Origin of the sequence: Amycolatopsis xylanica (assembly GCF_900107045.1) — a bacterium.
Taxonomy (GTDB): domain Bacteria; phylum Actinomycetota; class Actinomycetes; order Mycobacteriales; family Pseudonocardiaceae; genus Amycolatopsis; species Amycolatopsis xylanica.
On record NZ_FNON01000001.1, the window covers coordinates 1,556,340 to 1,581,208 of the forward strand.

General features: G+C 70.2%; 16 protein-coding genes and 6 tRNA genes. 8 read left to right on the forward strand and 14 right to left on the reverse strand.

From position 1 onward, the window contains the following. The first annotated feature begins 67 nt into the window (after positions 1 to 67). Positions 68 to 4,564 (forward strand): ThuA domain-containing protein, encoded by a 4,497-nt coding sequence (locus BLV57_RS06845; protein ID WP_091287644.1) that lies wholly within the window; start codon positions 68 to 70, stop codon positions 4,562 to 4,564. 128 nt (positions 4,565 to 4,692) lie between these two features. On the opposite strand, the gene BLV57_RS43175 is transcribed toward BLV57_RS06845, so the two are convergent. From BLV57_RS43175 to BLV57_RS06875, 8 genes are all read right to left on the reverse strand, one after another. Next, positions 4,693 to 4,764 (reverse strand) — tRNA-Asn (locus BLV57_RS43175). 10 nt (positions 4,765 to 4,774) lie between these two features. Next, positions 4,775 to 4,849, reverse strand: a tRNA-Lys gene (locus BLV57_RS06850). Positions 4,850 to 4,880: 31 nt separating this feature from the next. Continuing rightward, a tRNA-Ile gene (locus BLV57_RS06855) sits at positions 4,881 to 4,955 on the reverse strand. Between the two features lie 11 nt (positions 4,956 to 4,966). Next, positions 4,967 to 5,040 (reverse strand) — tRNA-Pro (locus tag BLV57_RS43180). 27 nt (positions 5,041 to 5,067) lie between these two features. Continuing rightward, positions 5,068 to 5,141: transfer RNA gene (locus BLV57_RS06860), tRNA-Arg, on the reverse strand. 13 nt (positions 5,142 to 5,154) lie between these two features. Then, positions 5,155 to 5,227 (reverse strand) — tRNA-Gly (locus BLV57_RS06865). A gap of 858 nt (positions 5,228 to 6,085) precedes the next feature. After that, positions 6,086 to 7,546, reverse strand: coding sequence for an aldehyde dehydrogenase family protein (locus tag BLV57_RS06870; RefSeq protein WP_091287645.1), 1,461 nt, complete (start codon positions 7,544 to 7,546; stop codon positions 6,086 to 6,088). An 87-nt stretch (positions 7,547 to 7,633) separates the two neighbouring features. Next, entirely contained in the window at positions 7,634 to 8,095 is a 462-nt protein-coding gene (locus tag BLV57_RS06875) for a MarR family winged helix-turn-helix transcriptional regulator (protein WP_091287646.1), read from the reverse strand. 161 nt (positions 8,096 to 8,256) lie between these two features. On the opposite strand from BLV57_RS06875, the gene BLV57_RS06880 reads away from it, so the two are divergent. Beyond that, positions 8,257 to 9,207, forward strand: a complete 951-nt coding sequence (locus BLV57_RS06880) for a ferritin-like domain-containing protein (protein ID WP_091287647.1) — start codon at positions 8,257 to 8,259, stop codon at positions 9,205 to 9,207. A gap of 57 nt (positions 9,208 to 9,264) precedes the next feature. On the opposite strand, the gene BLV57_RS06885 is transcribed toward BLV57_RS06880, so the two are convergent. Both BLV57_RS06885 and BLV57_RS06890 read right to left on the reverse strand, forming a co-directional pair. After that, entirely contained in the window at positions 9,265 to 10,572 is a 1,308-nt protein-coding gene (locus BLV57_RS06885; RefSeq protein ID WP_143046998.1) for a hypothetical protein, read from the reverse strand. A 69-nt stretch (positions 10,573 to 10,641) separates the two neighbouring features. Continuing rightward, complete coding sequence (locus BLV57_RS06890) at positions 10,642 to 11,472, reverse strand: zf-HC2 domain-containing protein (RefSeq protein WP_245757183.1); 831 nt, start codon at positions 11,470 to 11,472, stop codon at positions 10,642 to 10,644. A gap of 2 nt (positions 11,473 to 11,474) precedes the next feature. Between BLV57_RS06890 and cobF the strand changes: the two genes are divergently transcribed. Next, the gene (cobF, locus tag BLV57_RS06895) at positions 11,475 to 12,245 is read left to right on the forward strand and encodes a precorrin-6A synthase (deacetylating) (protein ID WP_091287649.1); all 771 of its coding nucleotides are present in this window, start codon (positions 11,475 to 11,477) and stop codon (positions 12,243 to 12,245) included. A gap of 19 nt (positions 12,246 to 12,264) precedes the next feature. Here cobF and bluB read toward each other — a convergent pair whose 3' ends face one another. Further along, complete coding sequence (bluB, locus tag BLV57_RS06900) at positions 12,265 to 12,906, reverse strand: 5,6-dimethylbenzimidazole synthase (RefSeq protein ID WP_091287933.1); 642 nt, start codon at positions 12,904 to 12,906, stop codon at positions 12,265 to 12,267. 53 nt (positions 12,907 to 12,959) lie between these two features. Next, positions 12,960 to 13,532, reverse strand: coding sequence for a cob(I)yrinic acid a,c-diamide adenosyltransferase (locus tag BLV57_RS06905; protein ID WP_091287650.1), 573 nt, complete (start codon positions 13,530 to 13,532; stop codon positions 12,960 to 12,962). 152 nt (positions 13,533 to 13,684) lie between these two features. On the opposite strand from BLV57_RS06905, the gene BLV57_RS06910 reads away from it, so the two are divergent. The 4 genes from BLV57_RS06910 to BLV57_RS06925 all read left to right on the forward strand — a co-directional run bounded on the left by BLV57_RS06910 (position 13,685) and on the right by BLV57_RS06925 (position 17,066). Next, positions 13,685 to 14,638: a cobalamin biosynthesis protein gene (locus BLV57_RS06910; protein ID WP_091287934.1), complete on the forward strand. Its 954-nt coding sequence runs from the start codon at positions 13,685 to 13,687 to the stop codon at positions 14,636 to 14,638. Then, positions 14,635 to 15,987, forward strand: a complete 1,353-nt coding sequence (locus tag BLV57_RS06915) for a cobyrinic acid a,c-diamide synthase CobB (protein WP_091287651.1) — start codon at positions 14,635 to 14,637, stop codon at positions 15,985 to 15,987. Before BLV57_RS06910 ends, BLV57_RS06915 begins: the two co-directional genes overlap by 4 nt. A gap of 84 nt (positions 15,988 to 16,071) precedes the next feature. Then, positions 16,072 to 16,629, forward strand: coding sequence for a sigma-70 family RNA polymerase sigma factor (locus BLV57_RS06920; RefSeq protein ID WP_091287652.1), 558 nt, complete (start codon positions 16,072 to 16,074; stop codon positions 16,627 to 16,629). After that, positions 16,626 to 17,066 carry a carboxypeptidase-like regulatory domain-containing protein gene (locus BLV57_RS06925; RefSeq protein ID WP_091287653.1) on the forward strand — a complete coding sequence of 147 codons (441 nt, stop codon included), beginning with the start codon at positions 16,626 to 16,628 and terminating at the stop codon, positions 17,064 to 17,066. The genes BLV57_RS06920 and BLV57_RS06925 overlap by 4 nt, the downstream gene beginning before the upstream one ends. Before the next feature lie 7 nt (positions 17,067 to 17,073). Here the strand turns inward: BLV57_RS06925 and BLV57_RS06930 are convergent, their stop codons facing one another. Further along, positions 17,074 to 18,552 (reverse strand): S8 family peptidase, encoded by a 1,479-nt coding sequence (locus BLV57_RS06930; RefSeq protein WP_091287654.1) that lies wholly within the window; start codon positions 18,550 to 18,552, stop codon positions 17,074 to 17,076. Positions 18,553 to 18,594: 42 nt separating this feature from the next. On the opposite strand from BLV57_RS06930, the gene BLV57_RS06935 reads away from it, so the two are divergent. Then, positions 18,595 to 21,198: a CHAT domain-containing protein gene (locus tag BLV57_RS06935; protein WP_218134620.1), complete on the forward strand. Its 2,604-nt coding sequence runs from the start codon at positions 18,595 to 18,597 to the stop codon at positions 21,196 to 21,198. Positions 21,199 to 21,245: 47 nt separating this feature from the next. Here the strand turns inward: BLV57_RS06935 and BLV57_RS06940 are convergent, their stop codons facing one another. Beyond that, positions 21,246 to 24,746, reverse strand: a complete 3,501-nt coding sequence (locus BLV57_RS06940; protein ID WP_218134622.1) for a reprolysin-like metallopeptidase — start codon at positions 24,744 to 24,746, stop codon at positions 21,246 to 21,248. Positions 24,747 to 24,869 lie beyond the last annotated feature (123 nt).

A 24,869-nucleotide genomic window follows, 5' to 3' on the forward strand; every position in this document is an offset into this window, starting at 1 on the left:
CCAACTGCCGCGCTAGTCTTGCGAGGATCTCCCGACACCCCTCCCCGCAGGTTGAAGGAGCACGGCCATGTTCCGGCAACGACGCCGCTTGTCCCTGTTCGCCTCCGTCGCGATCGCCCTCTCGCTCCCGGTCTCCGTACCGGCCACCAGCCAGGCCGCACCCGCCTACTCGGTGCTGGTGTTCTCCAAGACCTCGGGCTTCCGGCACGACTCGATCCCCGCGGGTGTCGCGGCGATCCGGGAACTGGGCGCCGCCAACGGCTTCGCGGTCGACGCGACCGAGGACGCGAGCGCGTTCACCGACGCCAACCTCGCGAAATACCGGGCGGTGGTCTGGCTTTCGACCACCGGCGACGTACTCGACGGCACCCAGCAGGCCGCGTTCGAGCGGTACATCGAGGCGGGTGGCGGTTACGCGGGCGTGCACGCCGCGGCGGACACCGAGTACGACTGGGCCTGGTACGGACGGCTGGTCGGCGCGTACTTCACCTCGCATCCCGCCGAGCAGCAGGCGACCGTCAAGGTCGAGGACCCGGCGCATCCGTCGACGGCCGGACTGCCGTCGCGGTGGAGCCGGTTCGACGAGCTGTACAACTTCCGGACCAACCCGCGCGGGACCGTGCACGTGCTCGCGAGCCTGGACGAGACCAGCTACGCACCGGGGCCTGGCGCCATGGGCGCGGATCATCCGACCGCGTGGTGCCAGAACTTCGACGGCGGCCGGGCCTGGTACACCGGAGGCGGCCACAGCGCGGAAGCCTTCGCCGACCCGCGGTTCCGCGCGCATCTGCTCGGTGGCATCCAGACCGCGGCGGGCGCGGTGAGCGCTGACTGCACCGCTTCGCTGCCCTCGAGCTTTCAGAAGGTGACGCTGGACAGCAACACCAGCAACCCGATGGAGCTGGACATCGCGCCGGACGGGCGGGTGTTCTACATCGAACGCGACGGCCGGGTGCAGATCATCAAGCCGGACTCCCAGACCACGGTCACCGCCGCGACGCTGAACGTCTTCACCGGCAACGAGGACGGGTTGCTCGGGATCACACTCGATCCCGGCTTCGCCACGAACCGCTGGGTGTACCTGTACTACTCGCCCGCCGGGACCACCACGCGCAATGTGCTGTCACGCTTCACCGTCACCGGCGACACGCTGGACCTGAGCAGCGAGCGGATCCTCCTGTCGGTCACCACCCAGCGCAACACCTGTTGCCACGCGGGCGGTTCCATGACCTTCGACCGCGACGGCAACCTCTACCTGGCGACCGGCGACAACACGAATCCCTTCGAGTCCAACGGATACTCCCCGCTGGACGAACGGCCGGGCCAGCAGGACTTCGACTCGCAGCGCACCGCGGCCAACACCAACGACCTGCGGGGCAAGGTGCTGCGCGTCCGTCCGCAGGCCGACGGCACCTACACCGTGCCCGCCGGGAACCTCTTCGCTCCCGGCACGGCGAAGACACGGCCGGAGATCTTCGCGATGGGGCTGCGCAACCCGTTCCGGATCGGCGTCGACGCGCGCACCGGCACGCTCTACGTCGGCGACTACGGCCCGGACGCCGGGCAGGCCGACCCCGCGCGCGGTCCGGGGAACACCGTCGAGTGGAACATCGTCGCCAAGGCGGGCAACTACGGCTGGCCGTACTGCACCGGGAACAACGTCGCCTACCGCGACTACACCTTCCCCTCCGGCCCGAGCGGCCCGGCGTTCGATTGCGCCGCCCCGGTCAACGACTCCCCCAACAACACCGGGCTGGTGAACCTGCCCGCGGCGATCCCGGCCACCGTGGACTACGACTACGACGGCAACCCGCGCTTCCCCGAGCTCGGCGGTGGCGGCGCGCCGATGGCCGGGCCGGTCTACCGGTTCGACCCGAACCTGTCGTCGGACCGCAAGTGGCCCGCGTACTTCGACGGCAAGGCGATCTTCGGCGAGTGGAACCAGTCGAAGCTGTACACGATGCAGGTGGCCGAGGACGGCAAGTCCCTTGTGGACATCAACCAGCTGCTGACCGGTCTGTCGACCATTCGCCCGATGGACTTCGACTTCGGCCCGGACGGCGCGCTCTACCTGATCGAGTGGGGCAGCGGCTTCGGCGGCAACAACGACGACTCCGGCGTCTACCGGATCGATTACCGCACAACGGATCGCGCGCCCGTCGCGGTCGCGAGTGGACAGCCGTCGAGCGGCGCCGCGCCACTGGCCGTGCAGTTCTCCAGCGCGGGCTCGAACGATCCGGAGGGCAGGCCGCTCAGCTTCGCGTGGACGTTCGGCGACGGCGGCACCTCGACCGCCGCGAACCCGAGCCACACCTACACGGCGAACGGCAGCTTCACCGCCCAATTGACCGTGCGCGACGCGGCGGGCAACACCGCCGTGGCCAACGTGCCCATCAGCGTCGGCAACACGGCGCCGACCGTCCGGCTGACCGCGCCACCGGACGGCGGGTTCTTCGACTGGGGTGACCGGGTGAACTTCGGCGTCACCGTCACCGACCCCGAGGACGGCGCCATCGACTGCTCGAAGGTGGTGTTGCAGTACTCCCTCGGGCACGACCAGCACGCGCATCCGATCCAGCAGTACACCGGCTGCTCCGGCGTCGTCCAAACGTCCCTTTCGGACGGTCATGGCGCGGACGCGAACCTGTTCGCCGTGCTGGAGGCCACCTACACCGACCGCGGCGGGCTGGTCGGCCGCTCGCTGGTCCAGCTGCAGCCCAAGCGCAAGCAGGCCGAGTACTTCACCTCGACCGGGCGCGTGCCCGGGGCGCCGGCGGGCGGCGATCCCGGTGTGCAGCGGGAAACCACCGGCGATCCGCAGGGCGGCGCCCAGAACATCGGTTTCATCGAAGACGGCGACTGGTGGGCGTACACGCCGGCCAACCTCACCGGGATCGGCTCGGTACGGCTGCGCGCGGCGTCCGGCGGCACGGGCGGGCAGGTGGAGATCCGCAGCGGCTCGGCCACCGGGACGCTGCTCGGCACCGCGACCGTGCCGGGCACGGGCGGCTGGCAGACCTACACCGACGTCACCGCGACGCTGGCCGCCAGCACCGTCTCGGCTCCCCTGTTCTTCGTGGCCAGGGGCGGGTCCGGCGGCGGGCTGCTTAACGTCAACTGGATCGACTTCGTCGGCACCGGCGTCACCGGTCCCGCGCCCGCGCTCTCGCCGAACGTCCACCTTTTCTACTACCCGTGGTACGGCAGCCCGGCCACGCTCGGCAGCTACCGGCATTGGCAGCAGGGCGGCCACACACCCCCGAACGACATCGGCGCCGACCTCTACCCGGCGCGCGGGCCGTACGACTCCGGCGACTTCGCGGGCACGGTGGCCGGGCAGATGCGCGAGGTCGCCCAGTCCGGCGCGGGCGTGATCGTCTACAGCTGGTGGGGCCAAGGGTCCTATGAGGACGGTCTGGTCGCCGGCGTGCTCAACGCCGCCCAGCAGCAGGGCATCAAGGTCGCCTGGCACCTCGAACCCTACGCCGGGCAGACGGCCGCCTCGACCGTCGCGGACATCAACTACATCAACAGCCGCTACGGCACCCACCCGGCGTTCTACCGCGACGCCGAGCACGGCAACCGCGGCGCGTTCTACGTGTTCGAGAGCCTGCACATCGCCGACTGGTCCGCGCTGGACCAGGTGACCGGCACCAGTATCGTGCTGGCCCAGACCACCGACACCACCAAGATCGCCCACTTCAGCGGCATGTACACCTACGACGCCATCGCGGGCGCCACCGCACCCGGCTGGGAGTCCGCGGGCGAGTACGCGGCCGCACACGGCCTGATCTGGGCACCCTCGGTCGGCCCCGGCTACATCGACGACCGGGCCGTGCCCGGCAACACCACCCCGACGCTGGCCCGAGCCAACGGCGCCACCTACGACACCGAGTGGGGCAACGCGCTCGACCCGGCCAAGGGCGGCGTCCCGACCTGGGTGTCGGTCACCTCGTTCAACGAGTGGCACGAAGGCTCGGTGATCGAGCCAGCCAGCAGCACCCCACCCGCGGGCATCGGCTACCAGACTTTCGTTGGCGCGTACGGCAAGACAGGCACCGCGGCCGAGACCGCCTACCTCGACCGCACCGCCTACTGGGTGTCCGAGTTCGAGAAGCGGCGCGGCGGCACCACCCCGGCCGTCAACCTGGCGCTGAACAAACCGGCCACCGCGGACAGCCAGTGCGCGGCGGCCGAGGGCCCGGCCAAGGCCGTCAACGGCTCGGTGTCCGGCGGTAACTCGGACAAGTGGTGCTCCACCGGAGCTACCCCGTTCCTCCAGGTCGACCTCGGCAGCAGTGTCGCATTAGGACGATTCGTGGTCAGGCACGCCGGAGCGGGCGGCGAGGCGGTCCGCTGGAACACGCGCGACTTCGACATCCAGACCAGCCAGGACGGCACGACCTGGACCACGGTCACGTCCGCACGAGGCAACACCGCCGACGTCACCACCCACCCCGTCACGCCGGTACGGGCGCGGTACGTCCGGCTGGCTGTGCTCACCCCGACGCAGGATACCGACCGGGCGGCCCGCGTCTACGAGTTCGAGTGCTGGACCGAGTGAGTACACAGTGGAGCGGACATGGAGATGGTCGCGCGCCGTGGTGTCGATCCACGTCGGCCGGGGTTATGAGTCCCGGCTGGTTGCCGAACCGCGCGCGCTGCGTGGAGTGCTAGAAAAGATCGCACACGCTCCCCCGCCAGGACTCGAACCTGGTCCAACCCGTTAACAGCGGGCCATGCAGCCGGTTACACCTCAAGGGATCGTGTCGCGTAGGTCGCCGGGGACTCGAACCCCGAACCCGCCGAGTAAGAGTCGGCTGCTCTGGACCGGTTGAGCTAGCGACCTGTGGTGCCCGGCGGCGCCGGGCCATTCGTGCTGGTCGAGGTGCCAGGAGTTGAACCTGGGCCGTCGCTTCATCAGAGCGCCGCACAGACCGCCATGCTCCACCTCGTTCGACCAACGTCGGATGCCCGCGACTCGAACGCGGAAGCCCCTGATCCCAAATCAGGTGGGGTCGCCACTGCCCCTCGCACCCGTGGCGGCCGCCGGAACACGGCGGCCCGCGCCCCTGCCAGGACTCGAACCTGGGACCTCCGCATCCGTAATGCGGCGCTCTGTCCATCTGAGCTACAAGGGCTTGCTACTTCGCGAGCGGCCGGAGGGCATCGAACCCTCTGCTTCGGTTTGGAAGACCGACGTGTCCGCCGAGTTCACCACGACCGCCAGCGCCCGCCCCGGCCACGCGAATCGCGCGACGAGGGCAGGCATGGATAAATGTCTGCTCCACTGTGTAAGTGTCAAAGAACCGAAATCGCCGAATAAAATGGCGCGACAAAGAAGAAAGCCGCCCGAATCGGTTTTCCGATGGGCGGCTCCCGTGACATGACGAGTCTCTACGTCATGGCGAGGAAGCCACGCGAATCATGATGTTCTCCGGCATGGAGCCAGGATTGCGGTGGCCGCGCGGCGACGGGCACACGGCAGCGACCGCGACGGCCATACCCGGCCGGTGCGTCCCTCGCTCCCACATGTTCGTCATCGTGACCCCTCTGCTCGATTGCGTGCATTCATAATTACCCACCCACGCTCACACGTCAATCGACTTTATCGAGATTTGGTTCTGGCGAGTGGTAACTCTGCTGCGTCTAACGGAGCAAAGTTACCACTCGCGCACACGTTCGCTGCCGAACGAGGGGAGCCCCTGCTGCGTTCAATGCAGCAGGGGCTCCCCTCGCCCGCGACCTGGCCACGCGAGGCTTGGGCTCGTGGGTGTTCAGACCGGTCCGAACCCAATGCCGGGTAGTTCATGATCGGGACCGGTTGATCTGGCCTGACGCTCGACGGGTGCCGGTTGAACGTTGTGAACGGGGCGTTCACAACGCTGAGCGACGCATACGCCCCGCTCAATACGTCCACCCTCCCCGCTGGCGGTGGCCCGGCCTTCGCGAAACCCGAGTTTGGGCCACTGGATGGCCAAAACTCGGGTTTCGCACGCTCGCGCGTCGATTGACAACGCAAGCCAAGCCTTGACCACCCAGCATCGGGGTTAGAACCGGCCGCAACGCTCACGACCATGGGTGGTCAGAAGGGGAATTGGCCGTGGCGGCCCGCGATGGTCATCCAGCGGGTGGCGGTGAAGGCGTCGATGCCCCAGCGGCCGCCGAAACGGCCGTAGCCGGTGGATTTCACGCCACCGAAGGGGACCTGGGGCGCGTCGTCGATGGTCTGGTTGCCGACGTGGACGATGCCGGTGCGCAGGCGGCGCGCGATCGCGAAACCGCGGCGGGAGTCCTCGGTGATGATGCCCGCGGTCAGGCCGTACTCGGTGTCGTTGGCGATGGTGATCGCCTCGTCGTCGTCTTCGACCGGGATGACCGTGACCGCCGGGCCGAAGATCTCCTCGCGGTGGATGCGCATGTCCGGTCGCACGTTGTCGAGCACCGTGGCGGGGAAGCGGGTGCCGTCAGGCTCGCCGCCGCCCGCGCGGACGCGGGCGCCGTCGCGGACCGCCGAACTGACCAGGTCGGCGACGCGCTGGGCCGTGCGCTCGTTGATCACCGGGCCGATCACGGTGGCCGGGTCGCGGGGATCGCCGTGCGGGAGCGCGGCGGCCTTGGCGGCGAGGCGGGTGGTGAACTCCTCGGCGATCGAACGGTGCACCAGCACCCGGTCGGCCGACATGCAGATCTGGCCCGCGTTGTGGAACGCGCCGAAGGTGGCCGCGCTGACCGCGTAGTCGAGGTCGGCGTCGTCGAGCACGAGGAGCGCGTTCTTGCCACCCAGTTCCAGGATCGCGGGCTTGAGGTGCTGGGCGGCGAGGGTGCCGACGGTCCGGCCGACGCCGGTGGAGCCGGTGAAGTTGACGACGCGGACGCGGTCGTCGGCGATCAAGGTCTCGGCGACGGCGGCGGCGTCCTCGCGCGCGTTGGTGACGACGTTGAGCACGCCGTCCGGCAGGCCCGCCTCGCGGAACACGTCGGCGAGGAAGAGACCGCAGGCGATCGGGGCGTCTTCGCTCGGCTTGAGTACCACGGTGTTGCCGACCGCCAGCGGGATGGCGATCGAGCGGACGCCGAGGATCAGCGGCGCGTTCCACGGCGCGAACGCGGCGACGACGCCGAGCGGCTCGCGGACCGCGAGTGACAGCTCGTCCGCGGTGTCGGTGGCCAGCACCTCCCCCAGCGGCTGGGTGACCGCCGCCGCGGCCTCGCGCAGGATGTCCGCGGCCAGGCCCGCGTTGAACCCGGCCCAGCTGCTCACGCCGCCGACCTCGTGCGCCATGACCTCGATCGCCTCGGCCGTGCGGGACGCGAAGATCTCGGCGGCCTTGGCGAAAACGTGCCGTCGCGCTGACGGCGAGGTCGCCGCCCAGGCCGGGAACGCCGCCTGCGCGGCGTCGACCGCGCGGGTGATGTCGGCGGGACCGCCCGCGGCGACCGTCGCGTACACCTCGCCGGTGAACGGGTCGAGGTCGTCGGTCGTGCGCCCGTCGAGCGCCGGGACGTCCTTGCCGCCGATGAACAGCTCTCGCTTGATGGTCACGGAAAACCCACTCCTCGCAGACCGGCGTGATCGTTCGAATTCGAACCAGTGACCACCGTAGCCGTTAGTTCGAATTCGAACAACCTGTCACTCGTACTCGGACAGCCGCCCGCGCAGCGCGCGAATCCCCTCGGCGAACCCCGCGAACTGCTTCGGGCTCAACCCGTCCAGGAACAGCTCGCGCACCAGCTCGGCATGCGCGGGCGCCGTCTCGCGCAGCACGCGCACGCCCTTCGCGGTGAGCTTGGCGACCACGCCGCGGTCATCACCGGGCGACGAGACCCGCTGAACCAGCCCCGCCTTCTCGAGCTGCGTGACCTGGTAGGTCAGCCCGCTTTTGGACGTCTTGGCGAAGCCCGCGAGCTCGGTCATCCGCAGTTCCCCGCCGGGCGCGGTGGACAGCCGGGTGAGCACTTCGTACTGGGAGTGGGACAGCCCGGCGTCGTCCTTGAGCTGCTGCTCGACGCGACGCCCGAGGATCGCGCTCGCCTCCAGAAAGCCTTCCCATGCTTCCAGTTCACGCGCGTCGAGCCAGCGGGGTTCTGCCATGGCGGCAGCTTACGACAGTCGTTCGAATTCAAACGTCTTCCGCCACCCATCCGTGCCGCGCCCGGCTCCGAATGCGAGATGTCCGAGAAAGATCCACCCCTGCCGGGGCGCCGGTGCCGGGTCACGTCCGCCGTCATGCGCGGCGGAGAGGAGATCACCCCGTGTTCGGTAAGCGCTACGTCTCGTCGATGATCAATCGCAGTGCCGAGAACCCGCAGGACCGCCGCCGTTTCCTCAAGGCGGCGGGCATCACCGGCCTCGGTCTCGTCGGAGCGGGGGCGGTGACCGGCCTGGTCGCCGGGCCGTCCTCCGCCACCGCACCCGCCGGGGAGGTCAGCGACGGCGCCGTGCTGAACTTCGCGCTCAACCTCGAATACCTCGAAGCCGAGTTCTACCTGCACGCCGTCACCGGCGCGGGCCTGGCCGACGCGATGACCGCGGGCACCGGCGTCCACGGCGGTGTCGTCGGCGGCCGCGCGGTGCGGTTCAAAACGAAGGCCGTGCGCCAATTCGCCCAGGAGATCGCCGGCGACGAGAAGGCGCACGTCCTCTTCCTGCGCTCGGCACTCGGCTCGGCCGCGGTCAGCCGTCCCGCGATCGACCTGCAGTCCAGTTTCACCGCCGCCGCCCAGGCAGCGGGCCTGGTCAAACCCGGTCACAGCTTCGACGCCTTCGCCTGCGAAGAGAACTTCCTGCTCGCCGCCTACCTTTTCGAAGACGTCGGCGTGACCGCCTACAAGGGCGCCGCGCCGCTCATCACCAACAAGACCTATCTGGAGGCGGCGGCCGGGATCCTCGCGGTCGAGGCCTACCACGCGGCCAACATCCGCAGCGCCCTCTTCCAGTACACCGACGGCGTCGACCTGCGCGGTGCCAGCGTCAAGCTGTCCAACGCCCGCGACAGCCTCGACGGCGCGACCGACCTCGACCAGGGCGTCGTCGACAAGCAGGGCCAGGCGAACATCGTCCCGGCCGACGCCAACGGCATCGCCTTCAGCCGCTCACCCGGCCAGGTGCTCAACATCGTCTACCTGAACCCGAAAGCCGTCACCTCCGGCGGGTTCTTCCCCAAGGGCGTGAACGGGGAAGTCAACATGAGCGCGGCAGGCTGACCCAGCGCGCCGTCCCCGGGTCAGCACGGGGACGGCGCCGCTTGGCTTTTCGGATGCCTACTTGACCCCTTGATGCTCGCGGATGTTCGCCGAGAGAGCGTCGGCGAAGTCGGACCATTTGTAGCTTGCCACGGCCTTGTTGACGAAGTCCGGCACCGCGGGGTCCACCACTTTCGCTTGCACGTTCAAGACCAGCTTTCCCGAGGCGTCATTGCCGAACCGGAATTCGATGGTCGAGCCCGCGCCGTCGAAATGACCTGGTTCGGCGACGAAGCGCAGGCCCTTGAACTGCCCGTTCTCCATCAGTTTGTAGGACTTGACCGGCGCGTCCATGCAGATGCCCGGCAGCACGCACGCGGACAACGGCAGATGCTCGCCCTCGGCCGGGAAATGCGCGGGAGCCCCGTCGATGGGGAATGAGCAGTTGAAGCATCGTTCCAGCTCCTTGAGCACGACGTCGGCGCCGACGTACAAAGGCAGGCCCCGGTCCTGCACGGGAAAGTCGACCGTGTAGAGGTCGCGGGGTGGCGGTGGCTCGTCCGCGGCTTTCCGGGCGAGCTTCGTGGTCGCGGCGGTGCGGTTCTTGGCCGTCTTGTAGTCCGCGAGCTGGACCTTGCCGACGGGCTGGTAGGTGGCGAGCTTGACTTTGGCCGCGGGCCTTACTTCCGGTGCCGGGTCGGTGCGCTCGGGCTCGTCGGGCACTGGCTCGGTCTCCCGCGCCGACTGCCGCGGCTCGGGTTCATGAGCGCGCTCGGAGACGCCCCGGTCGTCGCGGTCCTTATGCTCGACCTTCTCGCGCTCATTTTCCTTGTGCTCAACCTTCTTGCGCTCGTCCTTCTTGCGCTCGTCCCGCTTGTGCTCGTCCTTGTGGGACTCTTCCTTCTGGGACTTATCGCCCTTCCGCTCGCTCCCTTTCTTGTCATGGTGCTCGCCGTCTTCACGATTCCCTTTGTCCGGCTTCTTGTCTTTGTCGTCGGACCGGTGATTGTCCTTCTTTTCCGGCTTCGGGGCATCCGAGTCGTGATGCTTTTCGTTCTTGTCCTGCTTGGGCTTGTCTTTCGGCTTGCTCGGCGTGGCGGGTTGTTGCCGCTTCGCGGGCGGCGCGGCCTTCTTGACCGGAGCCTTTTCCACTTTCGGGGCCGGTTTCAGCGCTTCGATCGCCCGCTTGAGGCTGTCCGGCGTGACCGGTGTGTATGGCTGGTGCGGCACGGAGCCTTTGCCGGTGTGGGGGCACGCGCACGGATCCTGTGGCGGCGCCGCATGTGCCGTGGCCGCTCCGGCCAGGCCGAACATGGTCGTCAACGCCGCGCCGGCGAATACCTGTTTGCAAACATGGAGAGTTTTGACATTCGACAATACGATCACCGCGTCCTTCGTGCGTGTAGGAGGACGGCGACGTTGTCAGAACGAGGTTCACCCGCGATTCATCGTGCGCTACGCCGCGTGACGCCCGGTCGGCCTGCGGCGCACGGGACGGCTCTCTTCGTGGTCGGGCGCCAGCGCCAGCGTGCCTTCGACGGCCGGTTCGGCCCACTCGTCGGTGCCGAGCGCGTCGCCGACGAGCGGGTCCGGCCTCAGGCGCGCCCGGTGCTGCCGGTAGACCGCGAAGAGCAGGGCGAGGCCGACGACCAGGAACACGTGCGTCACCAGCCGGGTCGCGCTCACCTGGCCGTTGATCAGATCACTGGCCGACACCGCGCTGAGCACCAGCACGAACCCGGTGATCATCGGCAGCTGACCGGCCGCGGCCCTGGTACGCAGCGCCGCCCAGAGCAGGCCGATGCCGATCGCCAGGTTCCACGCGGCGCCCTCGTTGAGCAGATGCTCGGCGCCCGCGCCGCCATGCCCGCCGTGCAGGCCGGTTTCGGTGCCGAGCAGCTGGGCGAACGCGAGCCCGCACTGGACCAGGCCCACCATGGCCAGCGCGACGCGCAGACCCCACTTCTCGCGCGAGGGTGGCGGGGAGTTCTCGAGGATGACAGCCGTCAGGTCCGGGACCTCCGGCGCGCTGCGGAGCAGCATCGACCGGCGCAGCCGCTGGCTCCGCTCGTACCAGGTACGGCAGGCCTGGCAGGTGGCCAGGTGCTGGTCGACCTGGTCATCGGGCAGCGGCCCCTGCTCGGAGTCCACACGGGCCGACAGCGCTTCACGGAAGATCTCGCAGCTCACACGGACATAGTCGTCCTCGTGCCGTCCGGAGTTCCCGTGGCCTTGAATTCCATAGGGCATAGTGAGCACCGTCGGGACGACCAGGTGGAGGTTCACGCGTGCGCACGGTGCTGGTGATCGGGATAGGCGCGGGCGACCCGGACATGATCACGCTGCAGGCGGTGCGGGCGCTCAACCGGGTCGACGTGATCATGGTTCTCGACAAGGGCAAGGAAAGCCGCCAGCTCGTCGAGTTCCGCGAAGAGATCTGCCGCAGGCATCTGCGCGAGCGTCCTTACCGGATCGTCGAGATCCCCGACCCTCGCCGTCCGAGGCGGGCGGACGGTCTTTCGCTGACCGAGTACGAAGCCGCGGTCCGTGACTGGCACGCCAAGCGGGCGAAAGCGCTCGAGGCCACCCTGCTCGAAGATGTGCCGGAGGACGGCTGCGCGGCGTTCCTGGTGATCGGCGACCCGTCCTTGTACGACAGCACCATCCGCGTGGTGCACAACATCCTCGACCGCGGCAACGTCGAGTTCGACTGGGAAGTCATCCCCGGCATCACCAGCCTGCAGGCGCTCACCGCCCGGCACCGCGTTCCGCTGAACCAGATCGGCGAACAGGTCGTCATCACCACCGGCAGGCGGCTCACCGCGGATCCCTCACCGCCGGAGGGCACGACCGCCGTCATGCTGGACGACGCGCTGGCCTGCCAGGCGATCGACGACCCCGGCGTCAGGATTTACTGGGGCGCCAACATCGGCACGCCGGAGGAGGTGCTGCGCTCCGGGCCGCTCACCGAGGTGATCGAGGAGATCGTCGCGGCCCGCGCCGAACTGCGCGAGCGCACCGGCTGGGTGCTGGACACCTACCTGCTGCGCCGCGAGTGACGCTGACCGTCCACTGTGGTCAGTCGGCCAGCTCGGCCGGTCGGCCGTACCGGTCACTGTGGACGACCGTGTCCAGCGGCATCCGGTCGCGCCAGCGGTGCCGCTCGAGATCCGGCACCGTCTCCAGATGGGTGACCGGGCCGACGCACAGCCAGGCGATCGGCCGGATCCGCTCCGGGAGCCCGACGAGTTCGCGCAGCTTTTCCTCGCGGTAGAAGCTCACCCAGCCGACGCCGATGCCTTCGGCGGTGGCGGCCAGCCACAGGTTCTGGATGGCCAGGCATACGGAATACGTGCCCGCGTCGGCGATCGCGTGCCTGCCGAGCACCGCCGGAGCGCCGCGATCGGCGTCGTAGGTGACCACGACGCCGACGGAGGCGTCGAGGATGCCTTCGATCTTGATGCCGGCGAAGCGTTTCGCCTCCTCGTCGCTCAACTGCTCGCGGAAGACCTCGCGCTCGTGCAGCACGTGCTCGCGGAATTCCTTCCGGACAGCCGGATCCTCGACGATGATGAAATCCCAAGGCTGGCTGAGGCCGACGCTCGGCGCGGCGTGCGCCGCGGTGAGGATCCGCCGGAGCGTCGCGCCGTCGATCGGCTCGCCGGTGAATTCGGCGCGTACGTCCCTGCGGCGCGAGATCACGTCGTAGAACGCCGGCATCGAGGTGACCTCTCTGTCCACTTCGGACCTACCAGCGGGCGGAGAGGTGGACGTCATCGATTCTCGCCCGGCGACCAGGTGACGTCGCCGACCTCCTTGTTCGCCAGCCGGGCCAGTACGAACAGCAGATCGGCGCACCGGTTCAGGTACCGCGCGGTCGCCTTGTTCGCGCCCTCCTCGCCGACGGCCTCGATCAGCGCCCAGGCGCGCCGCTCGGCGCTGCGGACGGTCGTGCGGGCCGAGTGCAGCAGCGCGGCGGCGGGCGTGCCACCGGGCAGGATGAACGAGCGCAGCGCGGGCAGTCCCTCGTTGAGCCGGTCGATCGCCTTCTCCAGCCGCTGGACGTAGCCATCGTCCACCCTGGACTTGTCGTCGCCCTCGACCATCGGCCTGCACAGGTCCGAGCCGACGTCGAACAGGTCGTTCTGCATCCAGCGGATGACCGCGGTGATCTCCTCGTCCGGGTTGCCCAGCGCGAGCACGAGGCCGAGCGCGGCGTTGGCTTCGTCCACCGCCGAGTACGCGTCGAGCCGAGGGTCCGTCTTGGACGTGCGCGACATGTCGCCGAGCGCGGTGGTGCCGTCGTCACCGCCACGGGTATAGATCTTGCTGAGCACGATCGACATGTCATCCTCCGCCGTTGGGCCGGATCTACCACTGCCGGTCCAGTGTACCGGCGCGCCCGTGATCCGAAGATCGCCGCGACGTGGTTGACGCGGGCCGCCGCATCTGGTCACATCCGTTGACGCACGGCGAGAATCTTGGGAGTTCGGTGGCGGTGACGGGACGAGTCCGGTGGAAAAGCCGTGCGCTGGGACTGGGAATCGGCGTGCTCGCCGACCGGATTCTGGCCGATCCCGCGCGGTTCCACCCCGTGGCGGGCTTCGGCTCGACGGCGCTCGCGCTCGAAAAGCGGATGTGGGCCCCCAGCCGCGGCCGGGGTCTGGCCTACACGGTGACACTAGTCACCGCGGCGGCGGGCGCCGGAGTGCTCGCGGAGCGGCTGGGCAGGCGAAGCGCGATCCTCACCGCCGTCGCGACCTGGACCGTGCTGGGCGGGACCAGCCTCGGGCGTGACGCCGAGCGCATCGCGGCCGCGCTGCGAGCGGACGATCTCGACGAGGCCAGGCGCCTGCTGCCCCGGCTGGTCGGCCGCGACCCCTCGGTGCTGGACGCCGACGGCGTCGCGGGCGCGGTCGTCGAATCGGTCGCCGAGAACACCTCCGACGCCGTCGTCGGAGCGCTCTTTTGGGGCGCGCTGGCCGGAATCCCCGGCCTGCTGGGCTACCGCGCCGCCAACACCCTCGACGCCATGGTGGGGCACCACAACGACCGTTATGAGCGGTTCGGCACCGCGTCCGCGCGGCTGGACGATCTGGCCAACCTGGTGCCCGCGCGGCTGACCGGGCTGCTCGTCGCCGCCTGCGCACCGCTGGCAGGCGGCCGCCCCGCCGCCGCGATCTCGGCGTGGCGCCGCGACGCGGCCGCGCATCCGAGCCCGAACGCCGGTGTCTGCGAGGCGGCCTTCGCCGGTGCGCTCGACGTGCGGCTCGGTGGCCGGACGGTCTACTCCTACCGGACCGAGGACCGCCCGCTGCTGGGCGACGGCAAGCCGCCGGTGACCGATGACATCGCGCGCGCGGTCACCCTGTCGCGTGCCGTGTCGTACGGCGCCGCGGCGGTGGCCATGGCCGCGGTGGCCGTGCTCGGCCGCGGGACACGTCGCTCATGACGGCCGTTCCGCGCGTCGTCATCGCGGCACCGGCCAGCGGGCAGGGCAAGACGACCATCGCCACCGGGCTGATCGCGGCCCTGTCGGCACGCGGGCTGACGGTCTCGCCGCACAAGGTCGGCCCCGACTACATCGATCCCGGCTACCACGGCATCGCGGCCGGGCGGCCCGGCCGCAACCTGGACCCGTTCCTGGTCGGCGAAGAGCGGATCGTGCCGATGTTCCTGCACGGGGTGCGGACCCCGCGGCAGGCGGACGTCGCCGTCGTCGAGGGCGTGATGGGCCTGTTCGACGGCATGGCGGCCCAGCCGGAGTTCGCCTCCACCGCGCACGTCGCGAAGCTGCTGCGGGCGCCGGTGATCCTCGTGGTCGACGGCTCGTCACAGGGCGCGTCCGTCGCGGCGCTGGTGTCGGGGTTCCGCGACTTCGACGAGCATGTGCGCCTCGGCGGCGTCATCCTCAACCGGGTCGCCTCCGACCGCCACGAAGCCATGCTCACCGCCGCGCTGAAGGACATCGGGATGCCGGTGCTCGGCGTCGTCCGGCGCCGCGCCGAGATCGCGACGCCGTCGCGGCATCTCGGCCTCGTCCCGGTCGCCGAGCGAGCGGCGCCCGCGCTCGAGACCGTCCGGACACTCTCCGAGCTGATCACCGAATCGGTCGACCTCGACGCCGTGCTGGCGCTCGCGAACACCGCGCCGCCGCTGCCGGGGCCCGCGTGGGACCCGGCCGAGGCGATCGGGAGCCCGCTGCCTGGCAGGCCGCGCATCGCGGTCGCCGGCGGCGAGGCGTTCACGTTCTCCTATGCCGAAACCGCCGAGCTGCTCACCGCCTGCGGCGCGGAGGTCGTCCCGCTGGACCCGATCCACGATCCGGCCCTGCCCGCCGGGACCTCAGGCCTGGTGATCGGCGGCGGCTTCCCGGAAGTCCACGCCCAGCGGCTCGCCGGCAACGCCGAACTCAGGGCCGACGTGCGCAGGCTGGCGCGGGAGGGCGGCGCCATCGCCGCCGAATGCGCCGGGCTGCTCTACCTCGCCAAGTCACTCGACGGCCATCCGATGTGCGGGCTGATCCCGACCGAAGCCGAGATGCACCCGAGGCTGACGCTCGGCTACCGGCGCGCGGTCGCCGTCACCGACTCGTGCCTCGCCGAAGCCGGGACGACCGTGCACGGCCACGAATTCCACCGGACGGTGTGCACGCCCGCCGCCGGGGAGCGGCCTGCCTGGAATCGCGCGGGGCACGGCCCGGAAGGCTTCGTCGACGGCGCGATCCACGCCTCCTACCTGCACACGCATTGGGCCGGGAATCCAGCCGGAGTAAGGCGATTCGTGGAGGCATGCGGATAGCGGGCCATCAGACGAATAGTGGCTGCGTTTGCATCAGGAAGCGAGGAAGCTGCCTCTGTAAGGGTGAGGGACACGGAGGCCCACATGGATGTCGGCGGCTTGCTCACCGCGGCGGCGGCCGGCGACCAGGCCGCCTGGAACGCGCTCGTGGCCAGGTTCGAGAGCCTCGTCTGGTCGATCGCGCGCGGCTATCGGCTCAGCGACGCGGACGCGGGCGACGCCGTGCAGATGACCTGGCTGCGGCTCGTCGAGAACATCGACCGGATCGCCGAGCCGGATCGGCTCGCGGCGTGGCTCGCGACCACCGCCAAGCGCGAATGCCTACAGTCGATCAGGAGAACCAGCCGGGACCCGATCACCACGGACACGCCGCTCGACCGCCGCGATCCCACGCCGCCCGCCGAACAAGCCTTGCTGCGCCGGGAACGGGACTCGGCGCTGTGGGCCGCTTTGGCCGAACTGGGTGACCAGTGCCGAAGGCTGCTGCGCGTGCTGATGGCCGTTCCGCCACCCGCGTACGCCGAGGTCGCCGAGGCGCTCGGCATGCGGATCGGCTCCATCGGCCCGACCCGCCGCCGGTGCCTGGAACAGCTGCGCACGATCGCCGAGAGCGACGAACTCCTGCAGGAGCGAGGCCGATGAGCACCGACGACGAGCTGATGGCCGACCTCCGCCGGATCGCGGCCGAAGCCGACCCGGTGCCACGCCTGGTCAGCGAACGGGCCCGCGCCGCGCTGAGCACCCGGCTGGTCGACGAGGAACTGGCCGCGTTGCTGCTCGACTCCTCGCTCCAGCCCGAGCTCGTGCGCGGCGACGACGACATCCGGCTCCTGTCGTTCGAGTCCGGCAGGATCTCGGTCGAGCTCCAGGTGACGGCGGACCGAGGCGGCCGCTCGGTGGCCGGGCTGCTCCTCGGCGCCGCCGGCGAGGTCGTGGCCGATTCCGCGGGCGCCCGTCAGTCGACCACGACCGGCCCGGACGGCTGGTTCGCCTTCACGAACCTGCCGTGCGGGCCGACCAGGCTGCGCGTGCTGGCCGAGGACGGCACGACCACCGTCACCAGCTGGACACTGCTCTGAGCACCGGCTACGGCAGGACCTTCAGCTTGTAGCCCCCCGCCTGGTCGACGACGACCTGATGGTGGCTGTAGAGGGTTTCCCAAGCGTGCCTCGCGTCCGGGTCACCGGTAGACGACATCTGCTTGGCCACCTTCGCGGCGACGATCGGTGTCGAGAACGAGGTGCCGCTCCACCGCGCCATCCCGTCGAACTGCACTCTGATGCCCTGGTCGATTCCGGTCACACACGTGCAGCCGAGGTAGATCGGGTCAGGCTGGTAGTAGTAACACTTCGCCAGGTGCGAGCCCGCGTTGTAGGTGATCGGCTCGTGGTAGGTGTACCACCCCTTCGGGAACGCGTTGACGCGGCGCTCTCCATCGTCGTAGACGGACACATAGTCGCCGAAGTTGCTGAAGCAGGCGCGGCCTTTCCGATCCTGCCGCAGCGCGCCGACGGCCACCACGAAATCGCCGTGGTCCTGCGCGAAGGCGGCGGGATAGAACAGCGACTGATCGCCCTCGCCGAGACCGTCGTTGCCCGCCGCCGCGACCAGCAAGGGTTTATGGGCCAGTGGTTTCATCACGTCGATGACCTCCTGCATGGCCCGGGGCGGCTTCCCGGTCAGTGTGGTGCACCCGGCCGAGAGGCTGATGATGTTCGGCGCCGGCGTGGCCTCCAGCGCGGCGAGGATCGCGTCCCGGACTTGGAACTCGAACATCGTCCCTGCCCATTTGAAGAGGTTGTCCACGTGGACCTTCACCTTGGGCGCGATACAGCGCAGGATGCCCGCGATGAACGCACCATGGCCGACGTCGAGCTTGATGTCCCCGGCCGTCGGCCCGGCCGGCCGGTAGGTGTTGCCCTGATCCAGCTCGTCCCCCGTCACCTGAATCTCATCGGCGACCCAGTCGTGCCCTTCCCGCCAACCGTAGGCGAGCCCTGTGTCGATCACCCGCACGAAGACGCCCTTACCGCCTTCGCCGCCCTTGTCCCAGCGCGGCAGCGGCAGGTGGTTGTTCGGCACCGGGATCGGCTCGTCGGCCGGGCACATGTTCACCCCGCAGATGGTCATCAGGTGGTTCAGCCAGATCCCGCCGTCGAACCTCCCGCTGAGCGCCTCGACCGCCTCCCGCGCGTTTCCGTTGATCTTCACGAGCCGCGCCAAACCCGGTCTGACTTTCTGCACTTTGCCATCGACCTTCGCCAGTACGGCACCGCGTGCCTTCAGCTCGGCATCTTCCAACGAAATGTCACCGCGCAGCAAAATGTGGTCTTTTTGCCAGATCACCTCGGCGGGAAGGTCCTCGCATTCCGGAATCCGATCGAGCTTCGTTCCCTCCGGCAACGCGGCCAGCACGTCCTGGTACTGCGAGACCGGCAAAGCCACGCGGCCTTTCCCTGCGTATTCCGCACCTGGGTCATTACCTGGGTCATTCATCTGTACGTCTCCCTCCCTAGGACAGCCGACATCGAGAGCGTGATGCAGGTGGTGCCCGATCTGATACATCGGCGCGTGGATTCGTCCTCGAAGTCCGACTAGCCTGATCTGGTGGGGAGAGGAGCACCCGGCGACCTGTTACGCCTGGTCTTCGCACGCCCGAGGGAAGCGGCGCGGCTCGCCCGCCAGGTGCTCGCCGGGAAGCCGACCGCGTACGAAGCCTCGATCGCGCACCAGGCGCTCGGCGTCGTCCAACGCGATTTCGGCGACCTGTCCACGGCCATCACCCATCTGCGCCGCGCGCTGAGGCTGGCCGAGCAGGCGGGCTCGGCGGAGCGGCAGTCCGATGTGCGCGCGACGCTCGGTATCGCGATCGTCCACACCGGACAGACGAGGGCCGGGCTCGCGGTGCTCGACCGGGCGGTCGCCGACGCCGACGGGGAACACGGCGCCAGGGTCCGGTTCCGCCGCGGTGCCGCGCTGTGGGTGCTCGGCCGTCACGATGACGCGCTGGCCGATCTGCGCGTCGCGGTGCCGCTGCTGCGCAAGTCCGGCGACACCATCTGGACGGCGCGGGCGCTGACCTTGCGTGGCCACATCGAACTCGGGCTGGGGGCCGTGATGCGGGCCGACGCCGACTTCGCGCGGGCGGAGCGGCTGTTCGCGAACACCGACCAGGACCACGACTCGGCGGTCGCGGTGCAGAACCGGGGGCTGGCCGCGTTCCGGGCGGGTGACCTGCCCACCGCGCTGACCCTGCTCGGCGAGGCGAACCACCGGTTCCGGCTGCTGGGCACGCCGATGCCCGAACTGATCGCCGACCGCTGCGCGGTGCTGCTCGCCGCGGGCCTGCCCCAGGAGGCGCTGGCCGAAGCCGACACCGAACTCGCGGACATGGCCCGCCGCAACGGCCAGGCGACGCGCAAGGCCGAACTACTGCTCACCGCCGGCCACGCGGCGCTGGCGGCAGGCGGCGCGCGGACGGCGCTCGACCGCGCGGCCGAGGCGGTGGCGCTGTTCACCTCGCAGCGGCGTACGTGGTGGCGTCAGCACGCGCGCCTTCTGCACTTGCGAGCCCGTTTCGCCGTCTCCGGGCACTCCGCCTCGCTGCTCGCCCAGGCCGCCGAGACGGCCAGGCGTCTTGACGCGCTCAACGCGCCGGGCGTGCTCCAAGCGCACCTCCTCGCGGGCAGGACGGCGCTCGCGCTCGGCCGCCGTCGCTCGTCCACGGCGCATCTGCTGGCCGCCGCGCGGTGGAGGAACCGGGGCACCGCCCTGTCCCGCGTCGACGGCTGGCTGGCCGTCGCGCTGCTGGCCGCGTCGACCGGGGACACCCGCCGCACGCTGACGGCGAGCGGGCGCGGCCTCGATCTGCTCGACGAGCACCGCCTCACCCTCGGCGCGCCGGAACTGCGGGCCAGGGCCACCGCGCAAGGGCTCGAACTCGCCGCGCTGGCGCAGACCGCGTGCCTGCGTCATGGCCGCGCGCGGCAGCTGCTCTCGTGGAGCGAGCGGTGGCGCGCCACCGCGTGTGCCGTGCCCTCGGTCCACCCGCCCGCGGACCCCGGGATCCAGCGCGATCTCGTCGCGCTGCGGGAGCTGACCAGCCGGATCGACCAGGCGCGGGCGAACGGCGCCCCGGCCGCCCGGCTCATCCAGCGGACCGACCGGCTGGAACGCCGAATTCAGGACAGGGTAAGGAGAACGCCGGGCGACACCGAGGCGGGCGCACGCACCCGGCTCGACGTCACGGCGCTGCTCGACACCCTCGGCGAGCAGCGGCTGTTCGAGATCGTCGCCGTCGACGGGGACCTGCATGTGCTCGTCTGCGGCGACGGCCGCGTCCGGCGCGTCAAGACGGGCACTATGGCCGCCGCCACCGCGGCTGTCGAGGCCGCGCGCTGGGTACTGCGCAGGCTCGCCTACGGACCGGGAGCGGGACGCGGGCTGTTCGACCGGCTCAGGGTGGCCGGCGAAGCGCTGCAGGAGATCTTGTTCGGCGCGGCGGCGAAACTGGTCGGCGACGGCCCGGTCGTCATCGTCCCGCCCGGGCGGCTCCAGGCCGTGCCGTGGGCGGCGCTGCCCTGCCTCACCGGCGTGGCGCACAGCGTCGCGCCGTCGGCGATCGCCTGGCTCAACGCCAAGCTCGCCGCCCGGCCGGAGCGGGACAAGGTGGTGCTGGTCGGCGGGCCGGGACTGGTCAGCCGTGCCGCGGAACTGTCCACCCTGACCGGCCTTTACGAAGCACAAGTGCTGAGGGACGGCGCGGCGACGCCGGACCAGGTGCTGGCGGCACTCGACGGCAGCTCACTCGCGCACGTCGCCGCGCACGGGAGGTTCCGCGCCGACAGCCCGCTGTTCTCCTCGATCCGCGTCGACAGCGGCTCCATCACCGGCTACGACTTCGAGCGGCTGCGCCGGGCGCCGTTCCGGATCGTGCTGTCCAGCTGCGACTCGGGCAGCCTCCAGCCGGTCGGGGCGGACGAGCTGCTCGGCCTGGCCACGGCGTTGCTGCCACTGGGAACGGCGGGGATCGTGGCCAGCCTGGTCCAGGTCAACGACGAGGCCACCGTGCCGCTCATGCTCGGCCTGCACGACGGCCTCCGCCGCGGCGAGACCATGGCCAAGTCGCTGGCGGTCGCCCGGCGCGAAGCCAAGGACGACCCGGTATGCCAGGCGACCGCGTGGTCCTTCGTCGCGCTCGGGGCCGCCTGAGGCCAAGACCCCTCGTGGTCACCGCGGTGACCACGAGGGGACCTCGATCAGGCGACCAGCACCGCGCCGCCGGTCAGCGGCACGGACGCGGTCGAGGCGCCGGTCCACTCGGACGAGAACAGCAGCTTTTCCCCGTCATAGAGCGAAACCGAAGCCGCGCCGTGCGAACCCAGTAACCCGCCGGAGGCGGTGACCCGCAGCGTCAGCCCGAAGCCGACCACCCGCGAGCCCTCCTTCAGCGTGGCCTTGGCACGCAGGTCGAGCGAGCCCGACTGCAGGGATGCCTTGGCGCCGAAGGAGTCGAACGCGGACGCGAGCACCTGGTACCGCTTGCCACCGGACTGGAAGGTGACCGTGCCCAGGCCGCTCGTCTTGGCGTTGGCGTGCGCCAGCACCAGCGACAGGTCGATCTTCGACCCTGGCGCCGCCGCGAACGAGCCCGCCGACTTCGCGGCACGCAGGCTGCCCGCGACGATCGCCCCGCTGACCTGCGAACGCTCCAGCTCGACCGAGCCCGCCGCCGTGCCCGCGTAGTTGCCGCCGACGGTGACCGTCACCGGCTGCGCGCCGAGCGGGAGCTGCGCGGTGCAGCTGCCCGACCCGGACGTGGCGTCGGTCCCGAGCAGCGCCAGCGGAGCCGAGCACAGCGCCTGGCCACCGGCCGAGAAGGTGACCGTGCCGGTGCGGACGTCACCCGGCGTGGCGTCGGTGTTGTCCTGCACGGTCGCCCGCAGCAGCACCGAGCCGCCGTACACCAGCGCGTCGCCGGTGTACGTGGCGACGGCGTCTTCCGGCTTCACCTGCAGCACGAACGACGACTTGCCGACCAGGCCGGAGTCATCCTTCACCGAGACGGAAACCGGGTACGAGCCCGGCGCCGCGGTGACGGTGCCCGAGATGGTCCACGCGCCGGCTCCGTTGTCCACAAGGGACAGTCCGGCCGGGAGCCCGGCCGCGGTCGCGGTCAGGCCGGTGGCGGGGCTGTCCGGGTCCGAAGCCGTGACCGGCAAGGAAACCGCGTCGCTGTACTGGACCGGCGAGTCGGCGGGCAGCGTCACCCGGGGCGAGGCCTGGATGGTGAAATCGGCGTCGCTCAGGTCGAAGAAGACGTTGCCGACCGCCTCGATCTTGATACGAGCCTTCGTGGTGGCCAAGTCCGGCAGTGTCAGCGTCTCGCTGCCGTCGTTCGGCGTGCTCTCGGCGAGCACGTGCGGGAAGGTCAGGCCGCCGTCGGTCGACAGCGAGATCTTCACGTTGGCCGCGTCGACCGGCGCCACGTTGGTGCCCGCGACGTCCCAGGTGATCGGCTGCGCCGAACCGCCGGGGTAGGTACCGCCGGTGGCCTGCGAGGTCACCAGGAACGGACCGGCGGTCGACGCCAGCTTCAACGCCGTGTCACCGGTGCCGATGCCACCGCCGCCCGGCCGGTAGTCCCGCGCGGTCAGCCGGAAGTGCAGCGTCCGGTCCCCGGTGAACCCGACCCAGTCGGCGGTCGGCAGGAACTCCGAGAAGCAGTCCACCAGCGCGGCGGGCACCGCGGCCGGCGGCGCCGGGGCAGCCGGGCAGGCGCCGGTCTTGGCGTTGGTGTTGCCCGCCGCGATCTGCGGGTAGTCCGGGAAGACCCGGCTGGTCTCGCCGTTCACCGCGTTCTCGCCCGGCGAGTAGTACTTGAGCGTGTCCTCGGAGGTCACGATCGCCGCGGTGCCGAACTGGCGGAACAGCGGACCGGCGGTCTTGGTGTTGTTCACCAGCGCCGTGCCCGCCGCCGCGCCGCGGTCGTTCTGCTCCCACAGATAGGTGAGCTTGTCGCCGTCCGCGTCGGTCGCGCTGCCGTTCAGCGCGAACGGGGTGCGGACCGGGATCGTGTACGACGACGGGACGGAGACGACCGGCGCGTGGTTCGCGGTGTCCTCGACCTTGAACCCGATGTTCTCCTGCGGGCCGCCGTCGACGGTCTCACCGGCGAACCCGCTGGTGCCGGTGCCCGTCACGGTCAGCGAAGGGACATCCACCCCGGCGAGCGCTCCGCCGAAAGCGACCTGGAAGCCGGTGTCGTTGAGCACGCCGCCGCCGAAGCCGGAGACGCTCACGGTCGCGCCGGCCGGCCAGCCCTGGGTGCCCTCGATCGCGGCCTTGATCCCGGCGGCCGTGTAGTTCGTGCCACGCACGATCGCCGCCGAGGCCTGCCCGCCGTAGGAGAGCGTGAACGAGTCGGTGCCGTCGAACGCGGTCAGGGAAACGTTCTGCACCTCGCTGATCACCGGGCGGGTGGTCGAAGTGAACGTCGAGATCTCGGTGTAGCTGCGCTGCGACCAGTACGGGTCGCTGTGCGGCTGCAGGTTGTCCTGCTGGCAGATCCCGGCGTACGCCATGATCGACGAACCACTGCCCGGCTCGTAGGAGTTGGCCGCGCTGCGGTTGCCACCCGAGCAGTTCACCTGGGTGCCGTTGAACGTGTGGTTGCCCGCGAACTGGTGGCCGACCTCGTGCGCCACGTAGTCCACGGCGTAGAAGTCACCGACCGGTGTCGGCAGGCCCGTGCAGCCACGCGCCTTGCCGCTGCCGCCCACGACACCGAGCCCGGCGACACCGCCGCCGTTCACGCCGAGCCCGATGTGCCCGACGTCGTACGCGCTCGCGCCGACCAGCTGTCCCAGCACGATCTGGTTGCGGTTCAGCAGGCTGCCCGTGCAGCCCGCGATCTGCGCGGTCGTGTAGCAGGCCGCCGCGCCGCACGGGCCGTTCGGCCCGGTCGCCTGCTCGACGGTGTTCAGGTTGGTCTTGTCGGTGTCGTTGATGAGCAACAGCCGGATGGCCGTCTCGTCCTCGTAGATCTGCGCGACCCGGTTCACCAGCGTGACCTTGGCGGCGGTCACGTTCTCCGCGCCGAAGTAGGTGGCGTACGACGGATCGGTCACCAGCGCCAGCCGGTAGGTCCGCAGCTTGACGATCGGACCGGCGTCGGCGGGCAGCACGTCCTGGACGAGCTCTTCGATGTCCTCGTGCTCGACGAGTGGCCCGGCCGGGTTGGCCAGGTCATGGCCGTAGTAGCTGGCGTACAGGCTCCGGTCGCGCTTGTAGTACGGGTCGACGAACCACGAACCCTTGGCCGAGCGCACCGAGGCGTGGAACCCCAGCGGCGTCAGGTCGGCGCGGACGGTCGCGGTCGGGTCGTCGATGCCCTTGCCCGAGTAGGTCTTGATCTCCGGGTGCTTGGCGGCGAGGCCGCTCTCCATCACCGGCGTGTCCACCAGCGAGAACCGCTGCACGGTCCCCTCCGGCGTCGGCAGCAGCACCTCCTCGGCGGACTGAGGGGCGACTCGCTGCAGCTCCGAGGCCATCATCGGCCGGTCGAGCGTGAACCCGGCGAACCGCTCGGTCCTGATCTCGGGTTCCTTGGCCTGCTTGGCCGACCGCGCGGCGGCGCCCGGCTCGACCTTGGTCCACGGACTGGCCGGTCCGGCGGGGGCCGCGGAGCCCGCGGTGGGCAGCAACGCGACCACCAGACCGGCGACCGCCAGCGTGGCGATGGTTCTGCCACGCGACAACGAGGATCTTCCCAACGTCACAATCTCCTCAGACAACGCCCGGCGAGGGGCAGCGGGATCTCCAGAGCCCGGCCTTCCCCACCGGGCCGGGTGAAACCCCATCCTCGCGACAAACCGGGCGGG

Excerpts from the sequence above, each read along its gene's own strand:
- BLV57_RS06920 (WP_091287652.1), top strand. The coding sequence starts at position 16,072 with ATGGATGTCGGCGGCTTGCTCACCGCGGCGGCGGCCGGCGACCAGGCC.
- BLV57_RS06875 (WP_091287646.1), bottom strand. The coding sequence starts at position 8,095 with ATGGCAGAACCCCGCTGGCTCGACGCGCGTGAACTGGAAGCATGGGAA.
- BLV57_RS06905 (WP_091287650.1), bottom strand. The coding sequence starts at position 13,532 with ATGTCGATCGTGCTCAGCAAGATCTATACCCGTGGCGGTGACGACGGC.
- BLV57_RS06915 (WP_091287651.1), top strand. The coding sequence starts at position 14,635 with ATGACGGCCGTTCCGCGCGTCGTCATCGCGGCACCGGCCAGCGGGCAG.
- BLV57_RS06845 (WP_091287644.1), top strand. The coding sequence starts at position 68 with ATGTTCCGGCAACGACGCCGCTTGTCCCTGTTCGCCTCCGTCGCGATC.
- BLV57_RS06930 (WP_091287654.1), bottom strand. The coding sequence starts at position 18,552 with ATGTATCAGATCGGGCACCACCTGCATCACGCTCTCGATGTCGGCTGT.
- BLV57_RS06925 (WP_091287653.1), top strand. The coding sequence starts at position 16,626 with ATGAGCACCGACGACGAGCTGATGGCCGACCTCCGCCGGATCGCGGCC.
- bluB (WP_091287933.1), bottom strand. The coding sequence starts at position 12,906 with ATGCCGGCGTTCTACGACGTGATCTCGCGCCGCAGGGACGTACGCGCC.